We start from the raw sequence: 13,127 nt of genomic DNA, 5'->3' as shown, positions 1-13,127 counted from the left end.
CCGATCAGTAAATACCACCCTGTTGCTGCAGAAACTCGCTGTCGCTGCGCGCCTGTGCCGCAGGTCCGGTGCGCTTCTGCACCGCCTTGGCCGCTGCCATTTCCTCCTGACGGATGGTCCGGCGCGGCTCGGTTTCGGGCTTGAACGCCTCCCAGATCACGCCGGCCTTGGCTTCATCCCCAGGCCATGCACCGTAAACGCGGCGGCCCGAGCGGCGATCGATGCGGACCATGCGGGTGCCTGCGGGTGCGCGGAATTCCGTAATCGGCATCGACGGCAGTACCTGCTTGGCGAACTGCTTGAACACCGGTGCTGCAAGCCTGCCACCCTGCGCATAGCCGCCCATGCTGCGCGGCTGATCGAAGCCGAGATAGATCCCCGCGACCATATCGGGCGTGCCGCCGACGAACCACACGTTGGTGGGTCCGCTCGAGGTTCCGGTCTTGCCGAACATGGGACGGTCAAGATCGGCAAGGTTGGTCGCGGTGCCGCGGGTGATCACGCCTTCGAGCATGTGGACGACCTGATACGACGTGATCGGATCGACGATCTGGCGTCCGCGCGGCGTGAAGCGGGGCATCGGCCTGCCGTCCCATTTGGCCATGTTGCAGCCCTCGCAGGTCCGCGGATCCGAGCGGAAAATCACCTTGCCGCGGCGGTCCTGGACGTAATCGATCATCGTCGGCTTGAGCTCGCGGCCATGGTTGACCAGCATCGAATAGGCGTTGGTGATCTTCATCACAGTGGTGTCGCCCGCTCCCAATGCGATCGAGAGATACGGCTTGTAGTCGCCGATGCCGACCGCCTTGATCGTCTTGACGACATTGGTCATGCCCGCATCATTAGCGGCGCGCACGGTCATTAGATTGCGCGATTGTTCCAACCCCCAGCGCATCGTCTGCGCGCCCGCACCTGCCGAGCCGCCAAAGTTGCGGAAGCACTTGTTGCCGAGGCTTGCCGACTGGTAAACGCAAAAGGTGCCATCGACGATCTGGGTAGCAGGCGTCATGCCGTTGTCGAGCGCGGTGGCATAGACGAAGGGCTTGATCGTCGATCCCGGCTGGCGATCGGCCTGGGTGGCACGGTTGAACGGGCTGATCTGCGAGTCGAACCCGCCCTGCATCGCGTATACGCGGCCCGAGCGCGGGTTCTGCACCACCATGCCGCCTGAGATCTCGGGCACGTTGCGCAACGCATAATTATCGCCAGCTATCGGCGAAACCGCGATGATATCGCCGGGCTTCATCGAATCGAACGCGGTTCCGCCGACGCGCTTGCGCGGCATCGTTGCGGTTGAGCGCGGCAGCACGCCCTTCGTGCCGTTGGCAAAGCCGATCTCTGCAGCGCTGCCCGACTTTTCGATCACCACTGCCACGCGCCAGTTCTCATAGTCGATATCGATATAGGTCGAGGCCAGCCGTGAGGCCCATTGGTCGTCGATCTCGATCGTGTTGATCGGTCCGGCCCAGCCGCTGCCGCGGTCGTACCGCAGCAGCGCATCGCGTAGTGCCTCGGTCGTTGCGCGCTGCATCTCGGGGTTGAGCGAAGTGCGGACCCAAAGACCGCCTGCGTAAACGCTGTTCCTGCCGTCTTCCGCCTTTTCTCCGAACTGCTCGACCAGCTGGCGACGAACTTCCTCGACGAAATAACCGCCGATCTTGTCGAAGCCATCGCCGGTGCGCGCGATCGTCCCCAGCGGCTCGGCCTGCGCTGCTGCCATCTGTGCCTGGGTGATCCAGCCGTTCGACTGCATCGCGCCCAGCGCCCAGTTGCGACGTTCGAGCGCACGCTCCATGTGGACTTCGGGGCGATAGTTCGACGGTGCCTTGGGCAGGATCGCCAGATAGGCCGCCTCGTGCAGCTTCAGATCCGCGACATCCTTGCCGAAATAGGCACGCGCCGCCGCCTGCACGCCATAAGCGTTGCGACCGAGGTAGATCTCATTGAGGTAGAGCTCGAGGATTTCCTGCTTGGTCAGCACATCTTCGATGCGATAGGCGAGGATCGCCTCGCGCACCTTGCGGGTGATCGAATATTCATCGCCCAGCAACAAGTTCTTGGCGACCTGCTGGGTGATCGTCGATCCACCGCGCGCGCGCTGGCCCGATCCGATCTTGGTGACGTAATCAAACACCGCCGAGGCAAGCCCCGGATAATCCAGGCCGTTGTGAGAGAAGAAGTTCTTGTCTTCGGCCGACAGGAACGCGCGGATCAGCGGGACCGGATAGTCCTTGTACTGCAGCTGGACCCGGCGTTCGCGCGCGTAGGTGTTGATGATTTCCCCATCGACACCGCGCACCATGGTCGGCAGATCAGGCTCATAATCGACCAACGTGTCCGCCGAAGGCAGGTCGCGCGCAAAGATGACCCAGATCAGCAAGATGGCGACCGGCGCCGCAGCAAGGAGGTACGCGGCCCAGCGGACCCAGCGCTTGCTCCACACGTCGCGCAGTGAGCCAAAAGCTCCGTCTTCGCTGCGCCGCACGCTATAGACGATATCGCCGTTTTCACCCTCGCTCATGCTAACGCGGTTAGCACATCATTCCTGAACATTGCCAGAGCGGATTGGTGGACCGCATCCCGTTCTCCGGCGAACGCCGGAGCCCAGGAGTCAGATTGCATTGCAGTCGCTCTGGATTCCGGCTTTCGCCGGGAAACGGCCTTCGGATGCTGTGCGAAGCTTACCGCGACGCAAGCTTGCGCGCGAAGAATACCGTGATCGCCTGGCTGACCGATTCCGCGATCCTGCGACGATACGCCGGCGTATTGAGCAACGCGACATCATCGGCGTTGCTGACATAGCCGGTCTCGAGCAGCACCGAAGGTACGTCGGGGGCCTTGAGCACCATCAGCGAGGCGAAGCGGTGGGAGTCGGTGCGAAAGTTCATCTTATTCTCACCCTCACGCCGCAGCAGCCGGGCAAAGTCTGCCGACAGGTTCATTGTTTCGCGCTGGGTGAGGTCGATCAGGATCGAGGAGACATCCGAAGGGGCATCGGACAGGTTTACGCCGTTGAGGATGTCCGCCTTGTTCTCGCGTGCGGCAAGCCGGGCCGCTTCGCGGTCTGATGCGACTTCGGAGAGCGTATAGATGGTCGCGCCGCGCGCGGTTTGCGAGGCGGCTGCATCCGCGTGGACCGAAATGAACAGGTCAGCCCCCAGCCGCCGGGCAATGCCATAGCGTTCCTGCAGCACCAGAAAGGCGTCGGAGTCACGGGTCAAAGCGACCCGCACCCGCCCGGACTTGAGCAATTCGTCGCGGATCGCGCGGGCAACCGCCAGCGTCACCTTGCTCTCGTGCGTTCCATCATGCGGGCTGATCGCGCCGGGGTCATGCCCGCCATGCCCGGCATCGATCACCACCAACGGCCGGGACTTGTCGTTCGGCCCCTCGATCTTGGGCAGCGGCGGTGCCTTTGAGGGCTTGGGCATGGGAATGCGGACGCTGTAACGACGCGGCGGCGGCTCAGCACGGAACTCGGCCGGGGGCACGAACGACTGGCGCGGAGCGGCCAGCACTCCACGCAGCTCCGCCGACCCGACCTCGGTCACCGAAAGGGTCAGGCTGCGGCCGTCCTGCGAAAAGCTTCCCGAACTGATCATCGCGGGCCGGTCGAGGTCGAGCACGATCCGCGCGGTATCGATGTCGTACTGCGCCATGCGCACGGTGCGGAACATTCCATCGCGGTTGGTGGCCTTCGTCCCTGCGGTCGCGCCTTTCACATCGATGGCGATCCGATCGGGTCCGCTGAGCACAAAGCTGCTGGCACTGTCGATCGCATCGTTGAAGTGCAAAACGACCTGGTTGGCGCGCACTTCGACATTGGACACCTCGCCTGCCTGTACAGGCAGGCCACACGCCATTGACGCACAAATGGAGGTAAGCCAAAACATGTATCGCTTATGCCCCCGGCGCGTTTGTCCGGTCCAGTGCAATTTCATAATCCCCGGAATCCTGCCTAATGCCTTGATGAAGGCAGGATTAGGGTTAAGCGGGAAAAACCGTGTGAAACGATCTGGTTAACGGCATTTTTAGCATACGTGCGCGCGCGATAGCGCATTTACGGGGCAAACCGTCGATTGTGCGTTGCAATATTGTTGAGCAGCATACCCCCGCGAGCTTTTTGTTGCTGTATTCATCGAGCGATGCTAGCAAAGCTTTGCGGCTCATCGGCTAATCCAGCCATGCTAAGCATTCAATGACAGCACTGCGGACGCAAATTGCCCCCGGTGCCGTATCATCAGGTTGACGCTATATGGGTTCGAATACCGCCTTTTCCGCGACCCCGCCTTTGGGCGGTTGGCTGCGGAAAAGTGTTGCGGCCAGTGCGCTTGACGCCCTGCGAACCCGTGCAGCAGACACAATCCTTATCGTAAACCACAGTTTGCGCGTCCCTTCGGCATTCCGGAGCGGCAGCGCCACAACACACAGAAGCGCAGCGACCCGGCCGGTTCCGCCCGGTGCGCGCGCACGGAGACTATTGAATGACAACGCGCATGTTGATCGATGCGCGCCACCAAGAGGAAACTCGGGTGGCGGTGCTCAAGGGAAATCGGATTGAGGAGTTCGATTTTGAATCTGCTGAACATAAGCAGATCAAGGGCAATATATACCTCGCAAAGGTAACACGGGTCGAACCATCGCTGCAGGCAGCGTTCGTCGATTATGGCGGCAACCGCCACGGATTCCTTGCCTTTTCTGAAATCCACCCCGATTATTATCAGATTCCACGCGAGGACAAGATTGCGCTGCTGGCTGAAGAAGCCCGCCACGCCAAGGAAGAAGCCGATGCGCTTGCCGCCGAAGAAGAGGCGGATGACGCAGCTGGCCATGGTGATGACACCGATTACAACGACGGTCTGTCCGACGACGGGCTGATCGAAGCCGAAGATGAACCCATCGCCGCCGAAACCCTTTCAGGTGAAGGCGATGGTGAAGGGGATTCTGACTCCGACAGCGACGATGCCGAGGAATCGGCCGAGTCCGCCAGTGAAGGCAACGGTAACGGCCGCAACTCGGGGCGCCGCAAGCGCCGCGACGGCAGAGGCGGCAAGGCCAAGGCCAGCGACGAGGCGCGCACCAACCGCATGGCGCTTCGTCGCCGCTACAAGATCCAGGACGTCATCCAGCGCCGCCAGGTGATGCTGGTGCAGGTCGTCAAGGAAGAACGCGGGAACAAGGGCGCTGCGCTCACCACCTATCTGTCGCTCGCAGGACGCTATTGCGTGCTGATGCCCAACAGCGCGCATGGTGGTGGCATCAGCCGCAAGATTTCCAACGCGTCGGACCGCAAGCGGCTGAAGACGATCATCGCCGAGATGAAGCTGCCCGCCACGATGGGCTGCATCGTGCGCACCGCAGGCCTTTCGCGCACCAAGCCTGAGATCAAGCGCGACTTCGATTATCTCGCACGGCTCTGGGACGAGATCCGCGAAAAGACGCTGAAGGCTTCTGCGCCTGAAATCATCCATTCGGACAGCGACCTGATCAAGCGCGCGATCCGCGACATCTACAATCGCGATATCGAAGAGGTGCTGGTCGAGGGTGAAGCGGGCTACCGCGCCGCCAAGGACTTCATGAAGCTGCTGATGCCCAGCCATGCGCGGCGGGTTAAGAGCTATGCCGACCCGGTGCCGATGTTCCAGCGTTACGGCGCCGAGGACCAGCTGTCGGCGATGTACGAGCCTGTCGTCCAGCTCAAATCGGGTGGCTACCTGGTGATCAACCCGACCGAGGCGCTTGTCTCGATCGACATTAACTCTGGCCGTTCCACCAAGGAACACGGCATCGAGCAAACCGCGCTCAGCACCAACCTTGAAGCCGCGCGCGAGATCGCCCGTCAGTTGCGCCTGCGCGACATGGCTGGCCTCGTGGTCATCGATTTCATCGACATGGAATATGGCAACAACGTCCGCAAGGTCGAGAAGGCCATGCGCGATGCGCTGAAGAGCGATCGTGCGCGCATCCAGGTTGGCCGCATTTCGGGCTTCGGCCTGATGGAAATGAGCCGCCAGCGTCTGCGCACCGGTGTGCTCGAGGCATCGACCCGCACTTGCCCGCATTGCGATGGCACCGGCCTTGTCCGCACCGCATCGTCGGCGGGCCTGTCGGCGCTGCGCCTGCTTGAGGAAGAGGCCGCGCGCGGCCATGGCAGCCTGATCACGCTGCGCACCAGCCAGGAAGCGTCGATCTACGTCCTCAACAACAAGCGCCGTGACATCGCCGAGATCGAGGAGCGCTTCGGCGTCCACGTCGAAGTTCAACCCAATGGGGAGAACGAAGGCGCCAAGATGGAAGTGACCGCAAGCGGCCCGCGTCCGGAAAAGACCGTTACCTTCCAGCCGATCATCGATGATGACGACGACGACGAGGATATCGAAGACGAGATCGACGAGATCGAGGAAGAAGAAGAGGCAGCACCACGTCGCGGCAATCGTGGAGATCGCGGAAACCGTGGCGACCGCGCAGACCGGGGCAGCCGTGCAGACCGGGGCGAACGTGCAGACCGGGGCGAACGTGCAGACCGAGGCGAACCGGCTGAAGGTCCCGATCGTGCCGACGGTGACGAGCGCACCGAACGCGCTCCGTCGCAGCGCACTGCCGAAGAGGGCGAAGGGGGCCGCTCGAAGCGTCGCCGTCGCCGTCGTGGCAAGCGCGGCAAGCGTGATGGTGAAGGTTTCCAGGACGAAAACGGCCAGCCGATCCGGAACGAGGCGGGTGATGACACCGGCGACGAGACGGACAATGGTGCGGATGCCAATGGTGCGGACGCCAATGGTGCAGACAACGCCCCGGAAGCCGGCGAAGCGTCAACTGCAGCGAACGATCAGCGCACCGACAATGCTGCCGATGCGCAGGTGACCGATGACGAAGCAGGCGAGGCCAAGCCCCGCCGTGCACGTCGCGGACGCCGTGGTGGTCGCGCCCGTAAGGGCGGCGAAGGCGATAATGGCAGCGATGCAGCTTCCGATGCGGATGCGATGTCTGGCTCCTTTGCTGAGACCGAGGCCACGCCCGAAGTCGCTGGTGCACCGGCCAACGCCGATGTCGCGGTGGCGGACACCGCGCCCGAAGTCGAGGACGTTGCGGCATCCGAAGCCGAAGCGCCGCCTGAAAAGCCCAAGCCCAAGCGCAAATCCCGCGCCAAGAAGCCGGCGGTCGAAGCTGAGCCTGCTGCAGAAGCACCGGGGGATGCTGACCCAGCGGCAACGCCCGAAGCAGACGCCGAGCCGGCAGCAAAGCCCAAGCCCAAGCGTGCGCCCCGCAAAAAGGCCGCACCCAAGGCAGAAGCGCCTTCCGAAGCGGTGACCAATACCGCGGCTGCAGGTGAGTCCGAGCCGGTCGAAGTCAAAGCGGAGCCTGCCGAAGTGTCGGTGCCGCAAACCGCTGCGCAGGACCCGGCGCCCGAAGCTTCGGGCGACAGCGAAAGCGGCGGCACTCGCCGCGGCTGGTGGCAGCGGACATTCGGCAACTAATACAAACTGTTATCTATCTGATCAGCGCCCCCTGTTCTCCGGTACACACCGCAGAGCGGGGGGCGTTTCAGTTTATCCGATCGCCAACAGCGCGCTGTCGAACGCGCGCACAATCGTGTCCATATCGTGCGCCAGCGCCTGCCCGGCTTCTTCACCCGTTAGCCCCACCAGCGTCACAATCTGCGGCATCGATATGCCGACCCGCAGCGTGCCGCGCACTTTGCCCGCCATATCCAAGCCTTGGAAGCGCGCGCATTTGACCGGCTGGCCCAGCCGTACGGCCCCCCGCATCATTTCCATCTGGATCGCGGTAGCGCCCTCGAAATCGATCGCCCTGCCCTCGGCGCTGAGATCGATCGTCGTCAGCGTGCGCATCTCGATCGGGTGGCTTCCCGCCTGCTCGCGATCGCCCACCGGATACGGCAGCACTCGCGTGCCGCCGATCCGCTCGACCAGCTGCAGCGAGGCGGCACGAAACAGCTCGATGATCTGCGCAACATCCGAAAACGCCAGCGCCTGGAACCGCTCGAGCTCGAACAACGCCGCTTCTAGGCGCACCGTCAGCCCGGCATTGCCACCATTGGGCAACTGTTCTGCGCCCGGCCACCCTGCGGGCAGTTCGGCACGGCGGAAGATCGTCGCCATCCCTGCACCCAGCGGCGCAATCTGTGCGGCAACAGCCTGCGGGACCAGCGCAAAGCCCGAAAACGGCGCACCGCCCATGAACTTTGATCCAGTCAGCAGCACCACCGCGCCTCGCGCCAGGTAGGCCGCAATCGCCGCGCTGGTGATCCGCGCCTGGCACGCATCGACCACAAAGCCGATGCGGTTCCCATATTGCGCGATGAGCGAATCGATATCGTCCAGATGCGGCAGGATCAGCCCGGTCTTCGACCCATGCACCACGTGCAGCAGCGGGAACTGATCGTTCGCCAGTGCGCGCTCGATCTCGCTGCGCATGCCTGCCACGATCAAGCCGCTGTCAAACGCGTCACCAAAGCCGTTGCGCACCGATATTTCGGTGAGCGATACCGGCGCCAGCCCCGGCACCGGCGTGCCCTTGGCAGTGGCAATGCCCAGCGCGGTCTGCGCGGCGAAATACTGGCCATGCGCGCTCAGGATGCAGCCGCTGCCGACCTCGTCCGCGCCCAGCAGCACATTGTGGATGCCGCCCGGCGCACGCCCGGCGAACGCCTGCAGCGCGATGTATTCGAGATCCGTGCCCGATGCTGAAAAGGCAATATCCGTACCCGCAGGCAGGCTGTAGGCCGCCGTCAGGCGGCTGCGGGCCGCGCCGAGATGCCGGGCATAGTCGGCACCATCCATGTCGGGCGTGATGCCATGCTGCGCCACGAACGCGCCGAGGTGATCGAACGCTGCTCCCGAGATGTCGTTCGCGGTCGATGACGCATAGGTCACGGTCTTGCGGGGGAATGGCGAGGAGAAATACTTGTTGGTGCCATCAGCATGCGCCGGGACAATGCGCTCGTCTCCGCCAATGGTCAGCAGGTGGCTGACAGCCGTGTTAGAATCGTGTTCCATCAAACGGTACTTTCGCTGCGCCCCCGAAGCGGATATGGGCGCGCCTATAGGGGTGTTGGCCGCGATGGCAAGTTGTCTTGGGTCATTCGCCCTGTCTGAAGGAAACCGGCGCGGGCTGAAAGCCACCGGATCAACAACGAAAGTGTGCCTTTCCAGTGACCCAATATCCTGCACCGCTCACCATCGACGCCAAAACTCGTGAAACATTGAAGGTGCTGTTCCTGGCCAAGCACGCGCTGGGCGATGGCTCGCTCCATCCCGAGGATGGCAACCACGCGGTGTATCACAACGAGGTGCGCACGATCCTGGAGGGGCTGTTCGACAATCTGAAGGTCGGCGACAGGTACGCGATGCTGTTTGATCCGCCTGAGGTCGATTTCGTGTTCTCGCTGCTCAACCGTGGCGGCTTCGTCAACTCCGAGATGCTGGTGCCGTTGCTGTGCAACCGCCGCGACCTGCCGTATCTGGGCGGCAGCCCGATCCTGCGGGGTCTTTCGGACGACAAGCATCTGTCAAAGCTGGTGGCGCGCGCGCGCGGCCTGCCGACTGCCGACTGGGCAATCTATCGCAAGGGCGGCCCGGTCGACGAGAAGCTCTGCCCGATGGCCGAGCGCATGGTAATCAAACCCAACGCCTCATCAGCGAGCTGGGGCGTGCGCGATGCTGGCGACTGGGCCGGCGTGAAAGACGCGGTCGCCGCGATCCACGAGGAAGGCCATGACGCGATCGTCGAGCCGTTCCTGACCGGCAGCGATGTCGAGGTACCGGTCGTGACGATCAATGGCCGTCCGGTGATCCTGCCAATGATGCTGTTCGAGCAGGCCGATCCCACGCACTTGCGCACCTATTGGGAAAAGCGCGATCTGGTCGAGCGCGCCAGCAAGTATGAGCTGGTCGATTTCGAAGGCTCGCCGTTCGAGGCTGCGATTGCCGAGCACACCGCCAACCTCGCGCAGGAATTCGTGCCGTTCGATTACGGCCGGTACGAGTTCCGGCTCGATGCCGACAAGGGTGAGCTGAACTTCCTCGAGGTCAACTTGAACTGCAACCTGTGGTCGCAAAAGGTCTTCGGCCGCTCCGCCAAGCGCGCGGGATGGACGCAGGAACAGCTGATCGAGACGATCGTCGCCGAAAGCCTGCGCAGCCACGGATTGATGGGGTAAACGCACCGCAGGGCCCTGCAAATTATCCGTTTTCCGGCGAAAGCCGGAATCCAGAGCGATGACAGCAAAATATCGCCCATGGACTCCGGCTTTCGCCGGAGAACGGATGATGGTGTGTTGAGAAGATTGACCAATCCACCTTTTTCTCGCCCTTTCCCCATCTGCCGTTGAGCCTGAGCGATAAAGTGACTATCTAGGCGTCGGACGCACAGATTTACGAGGGATTCCATGGCTACCTTTACGCTCCCGGCGAACAGCAAGATCACTGGCAAGGGCCAGGCGTTCAGCAACAAAACCGGTGGCCGGACCAAGAAATTCAAGGTCTATCGCTATGATCCCGATAGCGGCGAGAACCCGCGCTATGACACTTTCGACATCGATCTGGACGATTGCGGCCCGATGGTGCTCGATGCGCTGATCAAGATGAAGTCCGAGCAGGATTCGACGCTGACCTTCCGCCGCTCTTGCCGCGAAGGCATCTGCGGATCGTGCTCGATGAACATCAACGGCCGCAATGGCCTGGCCTGCACCACCGCGATTGAAGACTGCAAGGGCGAGGTGCGCATAACGCCGTTGCCGCATATGGACGTGATCAAGGATCTGGTCCCCGATTTCAGCCACTTCTACGCGCAATACGCCTCGATCCGCCCGTGGCTGCAGACCGTGACGCCGGTGCCCTCGGGCAAGGAGCGGCTGCAGTCGCCCGCCGACCGTGCCAAGCTCGACGGCCTGTACGAATGCATCCTGTGTGCGTGCTGCTCGACTAGCTGCCCCAGCTATTGGTGGAACTCGGACAAGTTCCTTGGCCCCGCCATCTTGCTGCAGGCCTATCGCTGGCTGGCAGACAGCCGTGACGAAATGACCGGTGAGAGGCTCGACGAGCTGGAAGATCCCTTCCGCCTCTATCGCTGCCACACGATCATGAACTGCGCCAATGTCTGCCCCAAGGGCCTCAACCCGGCGCGCGCGATCGCCGAGATCAAGAAGATGCAGGTCGAACGGCACGTCTGATCGGCCTCCCGGCTGACCAGACCGTTCGATTGACATCGCCCCGGTGGACGCAGACTCGCCTGTATTGCCCGATGATTTCGCCTTCGGACCAGACCCGGACCATCCGGGCTGGATGCGGTGGACGTTGCGCGCGGAAGGCCGCTATAACAGCACGCTGGGACCCATGTCGGTGATGCAGCGCGATGACGGCACCGTCGTTGTCCGCACTGTCCCCGGCCACCTGCAGGGCAATCTTGCCAACAACGTCCATGGCGGCGCGATCCTGACCCAGGTCGATATCGCGATGTTCGTGTGCGCGCGGCTCAACGGATCGCTGCGGGAGGGTCCGGGTGTGACGCTCGACCTCAGCACGCATTTCGTCGGCGCCGGCAAGGTCGGCGTGCCGATGGATTGCGAAGTCGAGATCATCAAGGAAACCGGACGGATGCTGTTCCTGCGCGGGCTGGTGAAGCAGCAGGGCGCGAGCATTTGCGCCTATAGCGGCACCATCCGCAAGATGGGCAAGCCAAGGGTCGATCGGGCATGATCGGAACGCTTGCCCGGTACGAGTCGCTCGTCACCGCAGGCGAACTGCGCCCCGATCCGGACCAGCGCGCCGCTGCCGTCCGATTGCAGGCGATGCAGGATGCGCTGCAGGCGGTCCCGCCACGCGGATCGTTGCTCTGGCGGCTGATGGCGATGAAGCCGCAGCCCGAGCCGGTACGCGGGCTCTATATGTTCGGCGGGGTCGGACGCGGCAAGTCGATGCTGATGGACCTGTTCTATGAATCGGTCAGCATAGAACGCAAGACCCGCGTCCATTTCCACGAGTTCATGCAGGACATCCACGCGCGACTGCGGGTCGAGCGTGACACGATGCAGGGCGATCCCATCCCCCCGGTCGCGCGCCAGTTCACCGAAAACTACCGGCTGATCGCATTCGACGAAATGGTGGTCAACAACTCCGCAGATGCGATGATCATGTCGCGGCTGTTCACCGCGATCATCGAGGCGGGCGTCACCGTGGTCGCCACCTCCAACCGCCCGCCTGACGATCTCTACAAGGATGGCCTCAACCGCGAGCATTTCCTGCCGTTCATCGCGCTGATCAAGCAAAGGCTCGATGTGCAATCCTTGAACGGCCCGACCGATTACCGGCTCGAGCGTCTGTCGGGCACCAGCACCTGGCACGTCCCCAACGGCCCCGCCGCCACTGCCGCCCTGCGCGAAGCCTTCTTCCGCATGACCGACTATTCGCCCGACGACGCCGCGCACGTCCCCAGCGGCGAAGTCGCGATCAGCGGCGGGCGCTCCATCCATGTGCCCAAGTCGTTGAAGGGCGTCGCGGTGTTCTCGTTCAAGAAGCTCTGCACCGAAGCGCGCGGCGCGCCCGACTATCTCGCGATCGCGCGGCGCTATCACACCGTGTTCCTGGTCGGCGTGCCCCAACTCGGCCCCGAAAACCGCAACGAGGCCGCGCGCTTCGTGACCCTGATCGACGCGCTCTACGAAATGAAGGTCAAGCTGATCGCATCCGCCGATGCCGAGCCGATGGACCTGTATTCCAGCGGCGACGGCCGCTTCGAGTTCGACCGCACGATCTCGCGGCTGATGGAGATGCAGTCGGACAGCTATCTGGCGCTGGGCCACGGCGAGCGGGCTGGAGCGGGTTAGTTCGGGTCAGGCTGGCCGCAGGTTTCGGGTTGAACGTGAACAGGGTCCAGCGGCTGGATTTGGGTGGGAAACTGCCGTTGACCGTTGTGCCCGCACAGCTACCCTGTGCAGCGTATGATTAAGCTCGCCACGACTCTGCCACTTCTGTTGATGGTCGCTGGATGCACAGACTTCAACGAATCGGAGGCAGTCGACCCTTCTCCTGTCGTGGGCTGCTACGTTGCTCCTGACGCACCTTCCCTGAGCGTCCAGTCGAACGGTGTTCGGATCGGGGAAAGCCCCG

8 protein-coding genes are annotated in these 13,127 nt (G+C 62.9%); 5 read left to right on the top strand and 3 right to left on the bottom strand.

Going from position 1 to position 13,127, the window contains the following annotated elements; translation table 11 throughout:
- Positions 1-4: 4 nt before the first annotated feature.
- On the bottom strand, positions 5-2,521 hold the full coding sequence (locus IEW00_RS09170) for a penicillin-binding protein 1A (protein WP_188514104.1): 2,517 nt from the start codon (positions 2,519-2,521) through the stop codon (positions 5-7).
- A gap of 160 nt (positions 2,522-2,681) precedes the next feature.
- Positions 2,682-3,893 carry an N-acetylmuramoyl-L-alanine amidase gene (locus IEW00_RS09165; protein ID WP_188514103.1) on the bottom strand — a complete coding sequence of 404 codons (1,212 nt, stop codon included), beginning with the start codon at positions 3,891-3,893 and terminating at the stop codon, positions 2,682-2,684.
- Between the two features lie 591 nt (positions 3,894-4,484).
- On the opposite strand from IEW00_RS09165, the gene IEW00_RS09160 reads away from it, so the two are divergent.
- Positions 4,485-7,475 (top strand): Rne/Rng family ribonuclease, encoded by a 2,991-nt coding sequence (locus tag IEW00_RS09160; RefSeq protein ID WP_188514102.1) that lies wholly within the window; start codon positions 4,485-4,487, stop codon positions 7,473-7,475.
- A 72-nt stretch (positions 7,476-7,547) separates the two neighbouring features.
- On the opposite strand, the gene IEW00_RS09155 is transcribed toward IEW00_RS09160, so the two are convergent.
- The gene (locus IEW00_RS09155) at positions 7,548-9,017 is read right to left on the bottom strand and encodes a hypothetical protein (RefSeq protein WP_188514101.1); all 1,470 of its coding nucleotides are present in this window, start codon (positions 9,015-9,017) and stop codon (positions 7,548-7,550) included.
- 155 nt (positions 9,018-9,172) lie between these two features.
- Here IEW00_RS09155 and IEW00_RS09150 point away from each other — a divergent pair, with 155 nt between their 5' ends.
- The 4 genes from IEW00_RS09150 to zapE all read left to right on the top strand — a co-directional run bounded on the left by IEW00_RS09150 (position 9,173) and on the right by zapE (position 12,844).
- A complete protein-coding gene (locus IEW00_RS09150; protein ID WP_188514100.1) occupies positions 9,173-10,180 on the top strand; it encodes a D-alanine--D-alanine ligase family protein in 1,008 nt (335 codons plus the stop codon).
- Between the two features lie 228 nt (positions 10,181-10,408).
- Complete coding sequence (locus IEW00_RS09145) at positions 10,409-11,191, top strand: succinate dehydrogenase iron-sulfur subunit (RefSeq protein WP_017670675.1); 783 nt, start codon at positions 10,409-10,411, stop codon at positions 11,189-11,191.
- 64 nt (positions 11,192-11,255) lie between these two features.
- Positions 11,256-11,717 (top strand): PaaI family thioesterase, encoded by a 462-nt coding sequence (locus IEW00_RS09140; RefSeq protein WP_188514099.1) that lies wholly within the window; start codon positions 11,256-11,258, stop codon positions 11,715-11,717.
- Positions 11,714-12,844: a cell division protein ZapE gene (gene zapE, locus IEW00_RS09135; protein ID WP_188514098.1), complete on the top strand. Its 1,131-nt coding sequence runs from the start codon at positions 11,714-11,716 to the stop codon at positions 12,842-12,844. The genes IEW00_RS09140 and zapE overlap by 4 nt, the downstream gene beginning before the upstream one ends.
- Positions 12,845-13,127: the final 283 nt, after the last annotated feature.

Origin of the sequence: Blastomonas aquatica (assembly GCF_014639875.1) — a bacterium.
Lineage (GTDB): Bacteria > Pseudomonadota > Alphaproteobacteria > Sphingomonadales > Sphingomonadaceae > Blastomonas > Blastomonas aquatica.
This window is presented reverse-complemented; position numbering and strand designations above follow the sequence as displayed.